This window comes from Cupriavidus sp. CPT47-8839-RL05A, assembly GCF_058792255.1.
Genome location: NZ_JBYTEG010000004.1, coordinates 174460 through 191717 on the forward strand (window position 1 = coordinate 174460; position 17258 = coordinate 191717).

Genomic DNA, 17258 nt, shown 5'->3' on the forward strand with positions numbered 1-17258 from the left:
CACTAGCGTCTTCCCTGCTACGCCCGGTCCCCTATATGGGCGTGATCCACGTCGTTCACGAAGCCGTCAAGCTCGGCTTCCGCAACGGTCATCCCGACTGGTGCAACCTCGGCCAGGGGCAGCCTGAAATCGGGCCCATGGCAGGCGCGCCGGAACGGTTGGCTTCACTGCAGTTCGACGTGGCCGATTGCGCCTACGGGCCGGTCGGCGGCATCGATGCCCTGCGTCAGGCGGTCGCGGACGATTACAACCGTCGCTATCGTCGCGGCAAGGCATCGCAGTACACGAAGGACAATGTTGCGATTGCGTCCGGCGGGCGGCTTGCGCTGTCGCGCCTGCTCGCCACCCTGGGCGAAATTCGCCTGGGCCACGTCGTGCCCGACTACACCGCCTACGAAGATCTGATCGCTTACCACCGCCATCGCTTCACGCCGGTCACGCTGCCCGTGGAGCCCGAAGACGGCTTTGCCATCCCGGCGCAGGCGCTCGAGGGACTGATCGCAAGGGAAGAGCTGGACGCACTGCTGTGGAGCAATCCCAACAACCCCACCGGGGCCGTGGTACGTGGTGAAGCACTGGCACAGTATGTGGCGGCGGCGCGCAACACGGGCTGCTGGATGCTGCTCGACGAGTTCTATTCGCACTTCGTGTTCGAAGATGGCCATGCCCCCGCGGACAAGCCGGTATCTGCCGCCGAGTTCGTCGAGGACGTGGAAACGGACCCGGTCGTCATCGTCGACGGCTTGACGAAAAATCATCGTTACCCCGGACTGCGCGTGGGCTGGGTGGTGGGGCCGACCGAGGTGATCGACATGATCAGCCGTGCCGCAAGCGCCATCGACGGCGGCCCGCCGACGATCGTGCAACGGCTTGCCGTGCAAGCGCTGCAACGCGACCGTGCGGATCAGGAAACGTCCGCATTGCGGAAGATGTTCGCCAGGAAGCGCCGCATCATGCTGGACGCGCTGACCGACATGGGTGTCGAGATCCCATGCCCTGGCAACGGCACGTTCTATCTCTGGGGCCGGGTGCATCGGCTGCCCGCGCCGCTGAACACCGCGGACACCTTCTTTACGGAGGGTCTCAAGCGCAAGGTCATGACCGTGCCCGGCAGGTTCTTCGACGTCAATCCGGGCAACCAGCGCGCCACCGAATACATCGACGCAAGCTGGGTGCGCTTCTCGTTCGGCCCACCCGAGCCCAATCTCCGCATGGGACTGGAGCGCCTGGGCGACATGGTCAACAGCGCCAGACGAGGGTAATCCGGATGTCCCCCGATACCTACCTCTCGCACGGCGTGATCGATCCGGACGATTTCGGCGGCGTCGTCAATCCGCCGGTTTTCCATGCGTCGACGGTGACGTTTCGCAATCTCGACGACATGGAAGCGCGCGGGCGTGCCATGTCGGGCGCCGACACGGATGTCATGTGGTACGGCCGCAAAGGCACGCCGACCACCTTCGCGTTGCAGAACGCACTCGCGCAGCTCGAAGGCGGGCACCGTTCGCTGTTAGTGTCGTCCGGCCTGGCGGCGTGTACGAGCGCCATCATGGCATTCGTCAAAGCCGGCGATCACATTCTGGTGAGCGACAGCGTCTATGGCCCGACGCGCCACTACGTCGAAACGGTACTGGCCCGCTGCAACGTGTCAGCGACGTTCTACAACCCCACGCTTGGGTCCGACATCGCGGCCTTGTTCCGTCCGACCACGACGCTCGTGTTCGCCGAGTCACCGGGTTCGCAGACGTTCGAAATGCAGGACATTCCTGCCATTGCGAAGGTCGCACACCGGCATGGCGCGGTCGTCGTCATCGACAACACGTGGGCCACGCCCTTGTTCTTCAAGCCATTCGAGCACGGCGTGGACGTCTCCGTGCATGCGGGGACGAAATACATCGTTGGGCATTCGGACGCCTTGATGGGTGTGATCACGACCAACCGTGAGTCATGGAACACGGTGCGCGACTATGTCTTCGCCACTGGCCAGCACGCGGGCCCGGACGACGTCTATCTCGCGCAGCGGGGCTTGCGGACGATGGCCGTGCGCCTTGAGCGGCATCAGCGTAGCGGACTGGCAATTGCCGATTGGCTGGCGTGCCGCCCGGAGGTGGCCCGGGTATTGCACCCCGGGCTCCCTGGTGCGCCGGGCCACGCCCTTTGGCGTCGGGATTTCACGGGGGCTTCAGGATTGTTCAGCGTCGTGCTCAAGCCCGGATATGGGCGTGAGGCGTTCCGTGCCTTCATCGACGACCTGAAGCTGTTCCGCCTAGGCTTTTCCTGGGGCGGATTCGAGAGTCTGGTGATGCCCTTCGATCCCAGGGAGGAGCGCCCCGCAGCCGCCTGGCCGTATGCCGGCCAGGCATTTCGATTGCACGTGGGCCTGGAGGCCAAGGAGGATTTGATCGCCGACCTGGAAGCCGCGTTCCGCAGACTTGCCGTGCAGTAGCAGTGCCCTCAAAAAAATACCTATTCCTACATTGGAGACAAGACATGAAATCCCTGAAGCTGCTGTTGCAAAGCGCGTGCATCGCGACCCTCCTGATTGTCACGGCGCCCGCCGTGCACGCTGAAGATCTGCTGGATTCGGTCAAAGTCAGCGGTGTCCTGAAAGTCGGCATGGAGGGCACTTACCCACCCTTTGGCTATCGCAATGGCGACGGTCAGCTCGACGGCTTTGACGTGGCCGTAGCCAAAGCCGTGGCCGACAAGATGGGGCTCAAGGTCCAGTTCATCACCACCGAGTGGAGTGGCATCATTGCCGGCCTGCAAGCCGGCAAGTTCGACGTCATCGTCAACCAGGTGGGCATCACGCCGGCGCGCCGCCAGGCTCTGGATTTTACCCAGCCATACGTCTATTCCGCGGTCCAGGTACTTCAGCGCAACAATGACAAGCGCGAGTTCAATTCGCTTGAAGAGCTGAAGGGAAAATCCGTCGGCGTCACGCTGGGCAGCAACTATGCCGAACTGGCGAAATCCGTGCCGGGTATCCTGGTGCAGACCTATCCGGGTACGTCGGAAAACCTGCGTGACCTGGCGGCCGGGCGCATCGATGCGGCCCTCAATGACCGCCTGATGCTGCCATACCTGATCAAGAACTCCAAGATGCCGCTACGCACCGGCGCGCTGCTCGCTGGCACGAAGCTTGAGATGGGAATCCCGTTCCGCAAGGGCAATCCCAAGTTTGCCAAAGCCATTGACGACGCACTGAACGCGTTGCAGCAGGATGGCACGTTGCGCAAGCTGTCCATCCAGTGGTTGGGTACCGACGCCAGCAGACCCGTCGCCCAGTAATCGCTGCCACGCCGGCCGGCTCCTTCCATCGCTGCAGGCCTCGGCCTGGCCGGCCACGCGGCCACTTCTACGGATCGAATCATGGAATCTCTTGATCTAGTCATTCATGCATCGCCGGTACTCCTGCACGGAGCAGTGATCACCGTGAAATTTGCCCTGGCGTCGATGGTCTTCGGCCTGCTGGTCGGGATCGTGGTCGCCATCATGGGTATCAGCACCAGTCCAATCCTCGGCGGCATTGCGCGCGCCTATGTCAGTGTCATGCGCGGGACGCCGCTGCTGGTCCAGATGTTCGTCGTCTACTATGGCCTGCCAGACCTCGGCATTTCCCTGGACCCCACCAGCGCCGGCATTCTTACCCTCACGGCCAATGCCGGCGCGTACCTGTCGGAAAGCATGCGCGGCGCGATTCTCGGTATCGGCAGAGGGCAATGGAGCGCCGCGCACAGCCTCGGGCTGGGCCATCTGCAGACGCTGCGTTACATCGTCTGCCCGCAGGCCCTGCGGCTCGCCGTGCCAAGCCTCGGCAACACGCTCATCAGCCTGATCAAGGATACGTCGCTAGTGTCAGTCATCACCGTGACCGAGTTGCTCAGGTCGTCCCAGGAAATCATCGCATCAACGTTCCAACCGCTTCCCTTGTATCTGTCGGTAGCAGCGATCTACTGGCTGTTCAGCACCGGATTGTCATGGGCACAGCGACGCCTCGAGGCGCGTCTGACACTGCCTGTGACGCGTTGATCTAACGGGTCGGAAACCCGAAGAATGCAATCTGCAAGTAGGAGACAAAACGATGATCGCGCTCGAAGGCGTATCGAAGTGGTACGGTCAGTTCAAGGTGCTTGATGCGTGCAGCACCCAGGTAGAAAAAGGCGAGGTCGTGGTCATCTGCGGCCCTTCCGGATCAGGAAAATCCACGCTGATCAAAACGGTCAACGGCCTCGAGCCGTTTCAGCAGGGCCGGATCAGTGTGGACGGGGTAATGGTCGGTGATCCGAAGATCAAGCTCGCCCAGTTGCGTGCGCGGGTTGGCATGGTGTTTCAGCATTTTGAGCTGTTCCCGCATCTGTCCATTCTCGACAACCTGTCCCTGGCGCAGGTCAAAGTGTTGAAACGCCGCAAAGAGGAAGCACAGGAGAACGGCATGCGCCTGCTCGAGCGCGTCGGCCTGAAAGCGCATGCGCGGAAATACCCCGGGCAGCTTTCGGGCGGGCAGCAACAGCGCGTTGCCATTGCACGCGCGCTGTCGATGGATCCGATCGCCATGCTGTTCGACGAACCGACATCGGCGCTCGATCCCGAAATGATCAATGAGGTGCTGGACGTCATGGTCGAACTGGCACGCGAGGGCATGACGATGATCTGCGTCACCCATGAAATGGGGTTCGCGAAGAAGGTCGCCAGCCGCGTAATTTTCATGGATGGCGGCGCCATCGTCGAGGATACCGGCAAGGACGCCTTCTTCGGCGACCCGAAGTCGGCCCGTGCGAAGGAGTTTCTCGCAAAGATCCTGCATTGACTCACACCCGCTTGCATAAAGGCGGGGGCGGTCGGGGGCGATCAAGGTTCCCGCTGACAACGCCCGCCGCCGCACCGTCCTGGTCCACCTCCCCCAAAGTCGAAATCATGAAGATCTCGGATCGCCTTGCCGCTTTCTCCCGCCTCGATCTGGTCGGCGCGGTCACGCCCCTGCAAAAGCTTGATCGCCTGTCCGGGATGCTCGGGCGCGATATCTACGTCAAGCGGGATGACACCACACCACTTGCGTTTGGCGGAAACAAGCTGCGCAAGCTTGAGTTCCTGGCGGCTGACGCCTTGCGCCAGGGCGCCGATACGCTGGTAACGGCCGGAGCCATACAGTCGAATCATGTCCGCCAGACGGCGGCGCTGGCGGCCCGTCTTGGGCTACGCTGCAACGCGTTGCTGGAGAACCCGACCGGCACGGCAGACGGCGACTACCTGCACAGCGGCAACCGCCTGCTGCTCGATTTGTTCGACGCACAGGCCGAGCCGGTTACTAGTCTCGACAACGCCGACGCACAGTTGCAAGCCCTTGCGGAACGGCTGCGTGGCGAGGGGCACAAGCCGTATGTCATCCCAATCGGCGGGTCCAATCCGCTGGGGGCATTGGGGTATGTACGTGCCGGCCTGGAGCTGGCGCAGCAAGCCGAGGAGATGGGTCTTGCGTTCTCGGCGGTCGTGCTGGCGTCCGGCAGTGCCGGAACCCATGGCGGGCTTGCGTTTGCGCTCGCACACGCGATGCCGGATACACCGGTCGTCGGCGTTACCGTGTCGCGCAGCGTCGCGGCGCAAACGCCGAAGGTGGCTGGGCTGATCGAAGGGACTGCCGCGCTGCTCGATGTCGCGGTGCCGGCAGGGCTGAAGGTCGAGTTGTGGGACGAGTACTTCGCACCTCGCTATGGTGAACCCAACCAGGCGGGACTGGAGGCCATCCGCATCCTGGCAGGTACCGAAGGTGTGTTGCTCGATCCCGTCTATACGGGGAAGGCGATGGCTGGTTTGCTCGATGGCGTCGCGCGCGGGCGTTTTGCTTCGGATGGCCCGGTGTTGTTCCTGCATACCGGTGGTGCGCCGGCGTTGTTTGCGTATCGCAATGCAATCAATACAGGTCCGAGGGACTAAAGCGGGAACGGAGGGGAAGTCGACACCACCGCCCAGCCCCGCCGCGGCAACGCGAAGCGCGGAGCCAAAAGACAAGGCGCCTCGAGGGCGCCCTGTATGCTCGATTAAAAGCGGATTACACGTTACTCCCACTCAATCGTCGCCGGCGGTTTCCCCGACACGTCATACACAACCCGGTTCAGGCCACGTACTTCGTTAATGATCCGGTTAGAGCAACGGCCCAGCAGCGCATAGGGCAGGTGCGCCCAGTGCGCGGTCATGAAATCGGTGGTCTGCACCGCGCGCAGCGCCACGACGTAGTCGTAGGTGCGGCCGTCGCCCATCACGCCCACGGACTTGACCGGCAGGAACACGGCGAAGGCCTGGCTGGTCAGGTCGTACCAGCTCTTGCCGACCTGGTCCGGCTCGCACACGCCCGCGGCGGCGTCCTGTTCGGTGGCGATGGTCTTGCGCAGTTCTTCGATGAAGATGGCATCGGCGCGGCGCAGCAGGTCGGCGTAGTCGCGCTTGACTTCGCCCAGGATGCGCACGCCCAGGCCCGGGCCCGGGAACGGGTGGCGGTAGACCATTTCCGGCGGCAGGCCCAGGGCCACGCCCAGCTCGCGCACTTCGTCCTTGAACAGGTCGCGCAGCGGCTCCAGCAGCTTCAGGCCCAGCGTTTCCGGCAGGCCGCCGACGTTGTGGTGGCTCTTGATGGTGGTGGCCTTCTTGGTCTTGGTGCCGCCCGACTCCACCACGTCCGGATAGATCGTGCCCTGCGCCAGCCACTTGGCGTTGGTCAGCTTCCTGGCCTCGGCCTGGAATACTTCGACGAACTCGCGGCCGATGATCTTGCGCTTCTGCTCGGGATCGGTCACGCCGGCCAGATGGCCGAGGAACTGATCGGAGGCGTCGATATGCACGACCTTGGCGTGCAGGCGGCCGACAAACATTTCCATCACCAGCTTGCCTTCGTCCTGGCGCAGCAGGCCGTGGTCGACGAACACGCAGGTGAGCTGATCGCCGATGGCGCGGTGGATCAGCGCCGCGGCCACCGACGAGTCGACGCCGCCGGACAGGCCCAGGATGACTTCTTCATCGCCGACCTGCTCGCGGATCTTGGCAACTGCTTCCTCGATATGGTCGCGCATGACCCAGTCAGGCTTGCAGCCGGCGATGCCGAGCACGAAGCGCTCCAGCATCTGGCGGCCCTTGGCGGTATGCGTGACCTCGGGGTGGAACTGCACCGCGTAGTAGCCGCGCGCCTCGTCGGCCATGCCGGCGATCGGGCAGCTGGGGGTGGAGGCCATCAGCTTGAAGCCCGGCGGCAGGCCGGCAACCTTGTCGCCGTGGCTCATCCAGACCTTGAGCATGCCATGGCCTTCCGGCGTGCGGAAATCCTCGATGTCCTTGAGCAGGTTGGTGTGGCCATGGGCGCGCACCTCGGCGTAGCCGAATTCGCGCTGGTCGCTCCACTCGACCTTGCCGCCCAGCTGCACGGCCATGGTCTGCATGCCGTAGCAGATGCCCAGCACCGGCACGCCCAGGTTCCACACGGCTTGCGGCGCGCGCAGCTGGTGGTCTTCATAGGTGCTGGCGTGGCTGCCGGACAGGATGATGGCCTTGGGGGCGAACTCGCGGACGAAGTCGTCGGAGACGTCGTTCGGGTGGATCTCGCAATAGACGTGCGCCTCGCGGACGCGGCGGGCGATCAGCTGCGTGACCTGCGAGCCGAAATCAAGAATGAGGATTTTGTCGTGCATGATGGGCCGATGGCGTGTCTTCCGGAATGGGCTCGGTCACGACTTCCGTGCCGGGGCCATAGCCCGGCGGCGGCGTGATGACCGGCTCGCGCCGGTATTCTGGGGTATTCGTTGGGCGCGCCGCGGGGGCGACGCCGGGTTCCTTGCGGACTTCCTTCTTGTGTTCCTGTTCCTGCAGCGCGCGCTCGGCCTTCAGCTGCCTTTCGCGGTTGCGCACGCGCCTGGAAGCGGGAATCTGCACCAGCGCAAAAAACGCCAGCACCACTGCCATCACCGGCAGCCAGATCTTGCCCGCGCCGACCAGCGGCAGTTCCATGAACACCATCCAGGCAATGATCAGCACTGCGCTGGCCAGGTTCACATAGCCGGCTGTGCGCGCCACTGGCACCGTCAGCTGGCCGTTGAATGTTGCCTGCCACAGCAGCGCGGCCAGGCCGACCAGTGCCACGCCCAGCAGCTGCCCGAACAGGGCCGGTTGCGGCTGCGGCAACTGCAGCGCCGCATACAGCGTGGTGAACGGGGACATCAACAGCAGGATGCCCAGCATCAAATCCACCAGGGCATCAAAAAACAGCACGGCTCGCAGCAATACCTTCATTGGCGCTCCTCGTCATGGGCCTGGCCGATGGTGCGGCCGGCGGGTGCGGCCCACGTTCAGGCAACACCGGCTTGGCGAGCGGCCGGGCCGGATGGCATTCCGGTCAGGCGAAGGCGCCGCCCGCGGCAATGCGCCCTCGCCCCGACGACGTTGCGGCCGCGCACCGCCGCGAGGCGACGGGCGCAGCCGCTGCGCCTCAGTCGATATGGTAGTTCGGCGCTTCCTTGGTGATCTGCACGTCGTGCACGTGCGATTCACGCATGCCGGCTGCCGTGATCTGGACGAACTGGGCGCTCTCGTGCCAGTCGGCAATCGACTTGCTGCCGCAATAGCCCATCGAGGCACGCACGCCGCCGGTCAGCTGGTGGATGATCGCCATCACCGAGCCCTTGTACGGCACGCGGCCTTCAATGCCTTCCGGCACCAGCTTGTCGACGTTGGCGGTGTTGTCTTCCTGGAAGTAGCGGTCTGCCGCGCCATCCTTCATCGCACCCACCGAACCCATGCCGCGGTAGCTCTTGAACGAACGGCCCTGGAACAGGAAGGTTTCGCCCGGCGCTTCCTCGGTACCCGAGAACATGCCGCCCATCATCACCGTGTGGGCGCCGGCCGCCAGGGCCTTGGCCACATCGCCGGAGTAGCGCACGCCGCCGTCAGCGATCAGCGGCACGCCGGTGCCCTTGAGGGCCTCGGCCACGTTGGAAACCGCCGTGATCTGGGGCACGCCCACGCCGGCAACGATACGCGTGGTGCAGATCGAGCCCGGGCCGATGCCGACCTTGACGCCGTCGGCGCCATGCTCGACCAGCGCACGCGCGGCATCGCCGGTGGCGATATTGCCGCCAACCACCTGCACCTGCGGGAAGTTCTGCTTGACCCAGCGCACGCGGTCCAGCACGCCCTGGCTATGGCCGTGCGCCGTATCCACCACAATCACATCGACGCCGGCCTTGACCAGCAGTTCGACGCGCTCGTCGTTGTCCGGGCCCACGCCGACCGCGGCGCCTACGCGCAGCTGGCCGCGCTCGTCCTTGCTGGCGAGCGGATTGTCCACTGCCTTCTGGATGTCCTTCACCGTGATCAGGCCGCGCAGCTCGAAGGCCTGGTTGACCACCAGCACGCGCTCAAGGCGGTGGCGGTTCATCAGGCGCTTGGCTTCTTCCAGCGTCGCGCCTTCGGCCACGGTCACCAGCTTTTCGCGGGGCGTCATCTTGGCGCGCACCGGGGCGTCGAGCTCTTCCTCGAAGCGCAGGTCGCGGTTGGTGATGATGCCGACCACGGCCTTGCCTTCCAGCACCGGGAAGCCGGAAATGCCGTGTTGCTGCGACAGCGCGATCACATCGCGGACCTTCATGTCCGGCGAAATGGTGATCGGATCACGCAGCACGCCCGACTCATAGCGCTTCACGCGCGCGACTTCGCGGGCCTGGTCGGCGGGCTTCAGGTTCTTGTGGACGATGCCGATACCGCCGGCCTGCGCCATGGAAATCGCCAGGCGGGCTTCCGTCACTGTGTCCATCGCCGCGGATACCAGCGGGATGTTCAGTTCAATGGAGCGGGTCAGGCTGGTGCGGAGGGAGACATCCCGGGGAAGGACGGCCGAATAGGCCGGGACGAGCAGCACGTCATCGAATGTGAGTGCTTTCTGGACAAGACGCATAGCAAATCCTCTAGGCGCAAAACCGAATTATACAGGAATGCGCGCTTTGCTGATGCACTGCAATGGGCTTTCCTGGAAGCGGTCTGCTATGCTCGTCGTCCTTTTATTCGGGCGAACGCGAAGCATGGGAATCGGCGTATTGTGCGGGCTGCTGGCAGGCGCCTTCTGGGGCATGGTCTTTATCGCCCCCAAGCTGCTGCCCGTGTTCTCGCCGTGGGAGCTGGCCATCGGCCGCTACCTGGCCTACGGCCTGGTCGCCTTCGTGGCCGCGCTGCCGCTGATGAAGCGCATCGCGCGCAAGCTGACCCGGGCGGACTGCGTGGCGCTGCTGCGCCAGGCCTTCACCGGCAACCTGCTCTACTACGTGCTGCTGGCCTTCGGCGTGCAGCTCGCCGGGGTGGGCCCCACCTCCCTGATCATCGGCATCCTGCCGATCTCGGTCACCATCATGGGCCGGCGCGACCACGGCGCCATGCCGCTGTCGCGGCTGGCGTGGCCGCTGCTGGTGGTGGCCGCCGGCATCGCCTGCATCAATATCGACCTGTTCGGCGGCGGCCAGAGCGCCCACGCGGCGGCAGCCGGCGCGGCAGTCCGGCCGGTCTGGCAGAAACTGGCCGGGGTCTGCTGCGCAGCCGGCGCGCTGGTCTGCTGGACGCTCTACGCGGTCGATAACGCACGCTACCTGCAGCGCAACCCGCACTACAGCGGCAATGAATGGTCGGCGCTGTACGGGTTGTCGACCGGCGCGGTGTCGGCGGTGCTGGCCGTGATCGGCTGGGCGCTGGCGGGCGACACGCTGACCGCGGGCGACAGTGGCCGTGACTGGCAGTGGTTCTGGATGGTCAATGCCGCGGTGGCGCTGGGCGCATCACTGATCGGCAACAACCTGTGGAACATCGCCAGCCGGCGCCTGCCGCTGACGCTGTCGGGCCAGATGATCGTGTTCGAGACGCTGTTCGCGCTGGCCTACGGTTTTGTCTTCGACCACCGCTGGCCGCGGCCGCTGGAAATCGCCGCCATTGTGTTGCTGATGGTCGGCGTGGCCTGGTCGGTGCGCTTGCACGCCACCGACAAGTCTGCGTAGACTAGCGAACGATGGCGCGGGGGTCACACGCGCCACGAACAACAGCTTTACCAGGGTCAAACCGGCGCTACGCACCTGATACCGGGCGGGCGCCAAGCCATCGCCGCGGCTGTCCTGCCGCGGCATCGCCATGCGCCCAGCCGGCGGCCCAGCACGATTCCAGCCGCACCAGTTACTTCCGAGTCACTTTAAGACGCCTCGCCATGAAACGATCGTCCGCGCTGTGCCTGCTTGCCGCCGCCACTCTCGCCGTTCCCGTCCAGGCCCTTGCCTACTGGCAATGGCGCGACGCCAACGGCCGCATGGTCTACAGCGACGTGCCGCCGTCGGCGGCGGCAGCCAAGGTGCTGCGCGCCCCGGGCCGCTTCGCCGGCGAGCTGCAGCCGGTGGAGGCCGCCAATGCCGGGGCGCCCGCCCCTGCTGCCCCGGCTCCGGCCAAGCCCGCCGCGGCCCCGGCGCCGACGCCCGAAGAAGCCTTCCAGAAGCGCCGCGAGGCCAGCCTGAAAGCCGCTACCGAAGAGGCCCGCAAGGAAAGCGAGGCGGCCGAGCGCGAGGCCCGCTGCGCGCAGCTGCGCAACTACGCCAACGGCCTGCAGCAAGGCATGCGCGCCGCGGTGGCGGGTCCGGACGGTTCGCTGCAGCACCTGAACAGCGACCAGCGCCAGGCCGAGGTGCTCAAGACCAACGCCAGCCTCGAGAAGAACTGCAGCTGAAACCAAAGAAAAACGGGGCGCATCGGCCCCGTTTGCATGCCTGGCAGGCTCGGCTCAACCGCTGCCGCGCAACCACTTCTGGCCTTCGCGCGTGCCGCCCGCGCGCTGCTTCTGCACGCGCTTGCGGCGCGCCTGCTTGGGATCGGCGGTCAAGGGCCGGTAGACCTCCACGCGGTCGCCTTCGCGCACCACCGTCTCCGGCGTCTTGAGCTTGCCGAAGATGCCCACCCGCATGGTCGACGGGTCCACCTCCGGACAGGCCTGCTGCAGCCCGGAGCCGACTATGGCCGCGGCAATCGTGGTGCCGGCTGGCACGTCGATCTCCTTCAGGAAGACGCTATCGGGCCGCGCATAGCAGACCGCGATATGCACCGCCCCCGCGCCGGCGTCAGTTGGCGACATAGACCACCTCGGCCCGCTTGACGAAGGCGTCGACAAAGGTATTGGCAATCATGCTGAAGACCGGGCCGATGATTTTTTCCAGCAGCAGGCTGGAAAACTCATAGTGCAGGTGGAATTCGATCTTGCAGGCGTCTTCGCGCAGGGGCGTAAAGCGCCATGCGCCGTTGAAGGTCTTGAACGGCCCGTCGGCAAAGGTCATGTCGATGCGGGTGGGGCGTTCTTGCGTATTGCGGGTGTGGAAGAACTGCTGGATCCCCTTGAAGTGGATATGGATCTTGGCGTCGAGCATGGTATCGGTCTGCTCGAACACCTCCACGCCACCGCACCATGGAAGGAACTTGGGATAGTCCTCCACGCGCGTGACCAGGTCGTACATCTGCGCGGCGGAGTAGCCGAGCAGCACGGATTTATGGACGTCTGCCATGTAGTGGGCAATCTGGCTTCCGGCCACGCCGTGCGCAACGCGCGGCAGCATGAGCCGGTACCGGGGCTGGTTTGCTAAAATGCCAATTTTAGCCGACGCTGGCGCATGGCGGCACCTCGCCATGCGGCACTGCAGCGATCCGACCGAATTCCACTCATTGTTCCCCCACCCGCACGCATGACCATCGCAGACAACAAAAAGGCCTTTTTCGACTACTTCATCGAAGAGCGATATGAGGCCGGGATCGTGCTGGAAGGCTGGGAAGTCAAGGCGATCCGGGCCAACCGCGTGCAGATCAAGGAGGGCTACGTGGTGGTGCGCGATGCCGAGATGTTCCTGATCGGCGCCCATATCAGCCCGCTGCAAAGCGCCTCCACCCACGTCAATCCCGACCCGGTGCGCACCCGCAAGCTGCTGCTCAAGGCCGACGAGATCAAGAAGCTGATCGGCAAGGTCGAGCAGCGCGGCTATACCCTGGTCCCGCTGAACCTGCACTACACGCGCGGCCGCGTCAAATGCGAGATCGGCCTGGCCAAGGGCAAGAAGCAGTTCGACAAGCGCGAGACCGAGAAACAGCGCGACTGGCAGCGCGAGAAGGCCCGCATCATGAAGGGCGACGCCAAGGACTGAGCCCCGGCGCCGCGCTGCCGCGGCGTGTCCGTCAGCCCCTTCAGGCAGCCTTCTGCTGCCCCTTCACGATCTGCAGGGCGGCCGCGATCATGCTGCTCATGTCGCCCATATTGCCCGGCACGATCAGCGTATTGCCCTGCTTGGCCAGGTTGCCGAAGGCGGCCACGTATTCCTCAGCCACCTTCAGGTTGACCGCATCCATGCCACCTTCGGTGCGGATCGCATTGCCGATCTTCTGGATCGCCTGCGCGTTGGCCTCGGCCACCGCCAGGATCGCGCTCGCCTCGCCCTGGGCCGTGTTGATGGCGGCCTGCCGCTCGCCCTCTGACTTCTGGATCGCCGCCTCGCGCGCGCCCGTGGCCAGGTTGATCTGCTCCTGGCGCTTGCCCTCCGACGCCGCGATCAGCGCGCGCTTTTCACGTTCGGCGGTGATCTGCGCCTGCATCGCGTGCAGGATCTCCTTGGGCGGGGTCAGGTCCTTGATCTCGTAGCGCAGCACCTTGACGCCCCAGTTGGATGCGGCCTCGTCCAGCGCGTTGACCACGCTGTGGTTGATGAACTCGCGCTCCTCGAAGGTCTTGTCGAGCTCCAGCTTGCCGATCACCGAGCGCAGCGTGGTCTGCGACAGCTGCGTGATCGCCACCACGAAATTGCTCGATCCATACGATGCCTTCATCGGGTCCGTGACCTGGAAGTACAGCACGCCATCGACCTGCAGCTGGGTGTTGTCCTTGGTGATGCAGACCTGGCTGGGCACGTCCAGCGGGATTTCCTTGAGCACGTGCTTGTAGGCGACGCGGTCGACGAACGGCACCACGATCGACAGCCCCGGCGTCAGCGTCGCGTGGTAGCGGCCCAGGCGCTCGAGCACCCAGGCATGCTGCTGCGGCACGATCTTGATGCCCTTGGCAATCAGCACGATAACGGCAATGAGGATGATCAGCGGCAACAAACCAAGCTGAAATGCGAGCATGTAACGACCCTCCAGACAGAAGACAGCAGTACGGAGCCGCCAGGCGGCGGCAGGCGGATCGCAGCGCGACAATTGCCGCGCTGCGCATTAAGACAGGGTTTCAGCGGGGAGACACGACCAGGGTGCTGCCGCGCACCGCGACGATGCGGTGGCGTCCTGGTGCGGCGGCACAGTTGGGCGCCAGCTCCACGGTCCAGTCGGCGCCGCGGTACGGCACGCGGGCGCGCCCGTTGGCGTCCCAGCCGGGCACGTCCAGCTCCTGGCCGATATCGATATTGACGTTGGGATCGGCGGCGGCGTTGCCGCGCCGCAGCTTGCCAAAGCGGGTGCGGCGCAGGCCTGCGATCAGCACCGCAGCGACCAGCGCCGCCACCAGCGTCTGCGCGGCCGGCGACAATCCCAGCAAGGCCCCCACGCCGCCGGCGGCCAGCCCCACCGCCACCATCAGCAGGTAGAAGGTGCCGGTGTTCATCTCGATGATCACCAGCGCGACCGCTGCCACGAACCAGATGTAGTACGCCATCCAAGCTCCCGTTCGTCCAGATACATCCCGAAAAGTAAAAACCCCGCAGCGCCTTTCAGCGTCTGCGGGGCAGTAGCAACACCTGACGCAGGGCCGGTGCCTGCCGGCTGCCAGAAGGCGCCGGCAATGTCGTTATTGTGACGTCAAATGCTTCAGGAAGCCAGCTTTTGCCAGGTCTCGACCACCGAGTCCGGATTCAGCGAGATCGACTTGATGCCTTCCTTGGTCAGCCACTCGGCAAAGTCCGGATGGTCCGAAGGGCCCTGGCCGCAGATGCCGACGTACTTGTCCAGGCGGAGGCACGCCTCGATGGCGCGCGACAGCATGAACCGCACTGCCGGATCGCGCTCGTCGAAGTCCTTGGCCAGCAACTCCATGCCGGAGTCGCGGTCCAGGCCCAGCGTGAGCTGGGTCAGGTCGTTCGAGCCGATCGAGAAGCCGTCGAAGTACTGCAGGAACTCTTCGGCCAGGATCGCGTTGGACGGCACTTCGCACATCATGATGACGCGCAGGCCGTTCTCGCCGCGCTTCAGGCCGTGCCTGGCCAGCAGCTCGATGACCTTCTCGGCCTGGCCCAGCGTACGCACGAACGGCACCATGATCTCGACGTTGGTCAGGCCCATTTCATCGCGCACGCGCTTCATGGCCTTGCATTCCATCTCGAACGCTTCGGCGAAGTCATCGGCGATATAGCGCGAGGCGCCGCGGAAGCCCAGCATCGGGTTTTCCTCGTCCGGCTCGTAGCGCGAACCGCCGATCAGCTTCTTGTACTCGTTGGACTTGAAGTCCGACAGGCGCACGATCACGGGCTTCGGGTAGAAGGCCGCGCCGATGGTGGCGATGCCCTCGGCCAGCTTGTCGACGTAGAACGCGCGCGGGCTGGCATGGCCGCGCGCCACGCTTTCCACGGCCTTCTTCAGGTCGGCATCGACTTGCGGGTAGTCGAGGATGGCTTTCGGGTGGACGCCGATGTTGTTGTTGATGATGAATTCCAGGCGGGCCAGGCCGACGCCGCAGTTCGGGATCTGCGCGAAGTCGAACGCCAGCTGCGGGTTGCCCACGTTCATCATCAGCTTGACGTCGATTTCCGGCATGTCGCCACGCTGGACTTCGGTCACTTCGGTTTCCAGCAGGCCGTCGTAGATGCGGCCTTCGTCGCCTTCGGCGCAAGACACGGTTACCAGCGTGCCGTCCTTGAGGATGTCAGTGGCATCGCCGCAGCCGACCACGGCCGGCACGCCCAGTTCACGCGCGATGATGGCGGCGTGGCAGGTACGGCCGCCACGGTTGGTGACGATGGCCGAGGCGCGCTTCATCACCGGCTCCCAGTTCGGGTCGGTCATGTCGGCCACCAGCACGTCGCCGGGCTGCACGCGTTCCATCTCGGACGGGTCGTTGATCACGCGCACCGGGCCGGTGCCGATCTTCTGGCCGATGGCGCGGCCGCTGGTCAGCACGGGGGCGGTGCCCTTGAGCTTGAAGCGCAGCTCGGCCTTGCCGGCGGACTGGCTCTTCACCGTTTCCGGGCGGGCCTGCAGGATGTAGATCTTGCCATCCTTGCCGTCCTTGCCCCACTCGATGTCCATCGGGCGGCCATAGTGCTTCTCGATGATCATCGCGTAGCGGGACAGCTCGGTCACGTCCTCGTCGCTGATCGAGTAGCGGTTGCGCAGTTCGCCCGGCACGTCGACGGTCTTCACGCGGCCGGCTTCGCCCGGCTTGGTGAATTCCATCTTGATCAGCTTGGAGCCGATCGAGCGGCGGATGATCGGGTACTTGCCGGCCTGCAGCGTCGGCTTGAAGACGTAGAACTCGTCCGGGTTGACCGCGCCCTGCACCACCGTTTCGCCCAGGCCGTAGCTGGAGGTGATGAAGACCACGTCGGGGAAGCCGGATTCGGTGTCGATGGTGAACATCACGCCCGAAGCGGCCAGGTCCGAACGGACCATGCGCTGGATACCGGCGGACAGTGCCACCACGTCATGGGCAAAGCCCTTGTGCACGCGGTAGGAAATGGCGCGGTCGTTGTACAGCGACGCGAACACGTGCTTGATCTTGTCGAGCACGTCGTCGATGCCGCTGACGTTCAGGTAGGACTCCTGCTGGCCGGCGAACGAGGCGTCGGGCAGGTCTTCGGCGGTGGCCGACGAACGCACGGCGAACGAGGCCTCGGCGCCTTCGCGCTCGGCCACGCGGGCGTAGGATTCACGGATTTCCTGTTCCAGGCGCGGCTGGAACGGCGCGGAGGCGACCCACTCGCGGATCTCGGCACCGGCCTCGGCCAGGGCCTTGACGTCGTCGACGTTCAGGGTCTTCAGGCGCTGGGAAATGCGCTCGGTCAGGTTGTTGTGGGCAAGGAAGTCGCGGAAGGCCAGCGCGGTGGTGGCAAAGCCGCCGGGAACCCGGACGCCGGCCTCCGCCAGCTGGGAGATCATCTCGCCCAGCGACGAATTCTTGCCGCCGACGATTTCCACGTCAGCCATGCGCAACTGCTCGAACGGCAACACGTAGGCGCCGTTATCTGCCTGGTTAGTCATGAGAGCCTCAAAACAAAGTAGAAAACTTGTCGCCCATG

General features: G+C 64.8%; 17 protein-coding genes. 9 read left to right on the plus strand and 8 right to left on the minus strand.

Translation table 11 applies throughout. The features are described 5' to 3' along the window. Positions 1-35: 35 nt before the first annotated feature. The 6 genes from AC3WVS_RS06065 (at position 36) to AC3WVS_RS06090 (ending at position 5934) form a co-directional block, all read left to right on the plus strand. Positions 36-1262 (plus strand): pyridoxal phosphate-dependent aminotransferase, encoded by a 1227-nt coding sequence (locus AC3WVS_RS06065; protein WP_492317821.1) that lies wholly within the window; start codon positions 36-38, stop codon positions 1260-1262. 5 nt (positions 1263-1267) lie between these two features. Beyond that, positions 1268-2446, plus strand: a complete 1179-nt coding sequence (gene metC / locus AC3WVS_RS06070; protein WP_492317822.1) for a cystathionine beta-lyase — start codon at positions 1268-1270, stop codon at positions 2444-2446. A 44-nt stretch (positions 2447-2490) separates the two neighbouring features. Next, positions 2491-3291, plus strand: coding sequence for a transporter substrate-binding domain-containing protein (locus AC3WVS_RS06075; protein ID WP_316149854.1), 801 nt, complete (start codon positions 2491-2493; stop codon positions 3289-3291). Positions 3292-3372: 81 nt separating this feature from the next. Continuing rightward, positions 3373-4032, plus strand: coding sequence for an amino acid ABC transporter permease (locus AC3WVS_RS06080; protein WP_492317823.1), 660 nt, complete (start codon positions 3373-3375; stop codon positions 4030-4032). Positions 4033-4084: 52 nt separating this feature from the next. Then, positions 4085-4810 carry an amino acid ABC transporter ATP-binding protein gene (locus tag AC3WVS_RS06085; protein WP_492317824.1) on the plus strand — a complete coding sequence of 242 codons (726 nt, stop codon included), beginning with the start codon at positions 4085-4087 and terminating at the stop codon, positions 4808-4810. 107 nt (positions 4811-4917) lie between these two features. Further along, entirely contained in the window at positions 4918-5934 is a 1017-nt protein-coding gene (locus AC3WVS_RS06090) for a D-cysteine desulfhydrase (protein ID WP_492317825.1), read from the plus strand. Between the two features lie 122 nt (positions 5935-6056). Here the strand turns inward: AC3WVS_RS06090 and guaA are convergent, their stop codons facing one another. From guaA to guaB, 3 genes are all read right to left on the minus strand, one after another. Then, a complete protein-coding gene (gene guaA / locus AC3WVS_RS06095; RefSeq protein WP_492317826.1) occupies positions 6057-7676 on the minus strand; it encodes a glutamine-hydrolyzing GMP synthase in 1620 nt (539 codons plus the stop codon). Beyond that, positions 7651-8274: a membrane protein gene (locus tag AC3WVS_RS06100; protein ID WP_010809575.1), complete on the minus strand. Its 624-nt coding sequence runs from the start codon at positions 8272-8274 to the stop codon at positions 7651-7653. Before AC3WVS_RS06100 ends, guaA begins: the two co-directional genes overlap by 26 nt. Before the next feature lie 196 nt (positions 8275-8470). Beyond that, positions 8471-9934 carry an IMP dehydrogenase gene (gene guaB / locus AC3WVS_RS06105; RefSeq protein ID WP_010809576.1) on the minus strand — a complete coding sequence of 488 codons (1464 nt, stop codon included), beginning with the start codon at positions 9932-9934 and terminating at the stop codon, positions 8471-8473. Between the two features lie 124 nt (positions 9935-10058). Here guaB and AC3WVS_RS06110 point away from each other — a divergent pair, with 124 nt between their 5' ends. Both AC3WVS_RS06110 and AC3WVS_RS06115 read left to right on the plus strand, forming a co-directional pair. Further along, positions 10059-11018, plus strand: coding sequence for a DMT family transporter (locus AC3WVS_RS06110; RefSeq protein WP_492317827.1), 960 nt, complete (start codon positions 10059-10061; stop codon positions 11016-11018). Between the two features lie 203 nt (positions 11019-11221). After that, on the plus strand, positions 11222-11731 hold the full coding sequence (locus AC3WVS_RS06115; RefSeq protein WP_492317828.1) for a DUF4124 domain-containing protein: 510 nt from the start codon (positions 11222-11224) through the stop codon (positions 11729-11731). Between the two features lie 54 nt (positions 11732-11785). On the opposite strand, the gene AC3WVS_RS06120 is transcribed toward AC3WVS_RS06115, so the two are convergent. After that, positions 11786-12133: an RnfH family protein gene (locus tag AC3WVS_RS06120; RefSeq protein ID WP_492317829.1), complete on the minus strand. Its 348-nt coding sequence runs from the start codon at positions 12131-12133 to the stop codon at positions 11786-11788. Continuing rightward, positions 12120-12557 (minus strand): type II toxin-antitoxin system RatA family toxin, encoded by a 438-nt coding sequence (locus tag AC3WVS_RS06125; protein ID WP_010809580.1) that lies wholly within the window; start codon positions 12555-12557, stop codon positions 12120-12122. The genes AC3WVS_RS06120 and AC3WVS_RS06125 overlap by 14 nt, the downstream gene beginning before the upstream one ends. 177 nt (positions 12558-12734) lie before the next feature. On the opposite strand from AC3WVS_RS06125, the gene smpB reads away from it, so the two are divergent. Further along, positions 12735-13187: an SsrA-binding protein SmpB gene (gene smpB / locus AC3WVS_RS06130; protein WP_013956942.1), complete on the plus strand. Its 453-nt coding sequence runs from the start codon at positions 12735-12737 to the stop codon at positions 13185-13187. A gap of 40 nt (positions 13188-13227) precedes the next feature. Here smpB and AC3WVS_RS06135 read toward each other — a convergent pair whose 3' ends face one another. The 3 genes from AC3WVS_RS06135 to ppsA all read right to left on the minus strand — a co-directional run bounded on the left by AC3WVS_RS06135 (position 13228) and on the right by ppsA (position 17220). Continuing rightward, positions 13228-14160: an SPFH domain-containing protein gene (locus AC3WVS_RS06135; RefSeq protein WP_010809582.1), complete on the minus strand. Its 933-nt coding sequence runs from the start codon at positions 14158-14160 to the stop codon at positions 13228-13230. A gap of 100 nt (positions 14161-14260) precedes the next feature. Further along, complete coding sequence (locus AC3WVS_RS06140; protein WP_010809583.1) at positions 14261-14683, minus strand: NfeD family protein; 423 nt, start codon at positions 14681-14683, stop codon at positions 14261-14263. Between the two features lie 152 nt (positions 14684-14835). Then, on the minus strand, positions 14836-17220 hold the full coding sequence (gene ppsA, locus AC3WVS_RS06145) for a phosphoenolpyruvate synthase (RefSeq protein WP_492317830.1): 2385 nt from the start codon (positions 17218-17220) through the stop codon (positions 14836-14838). Between the last annotated feature and the right edge of the window lie 38 nt (positions 17221-17258).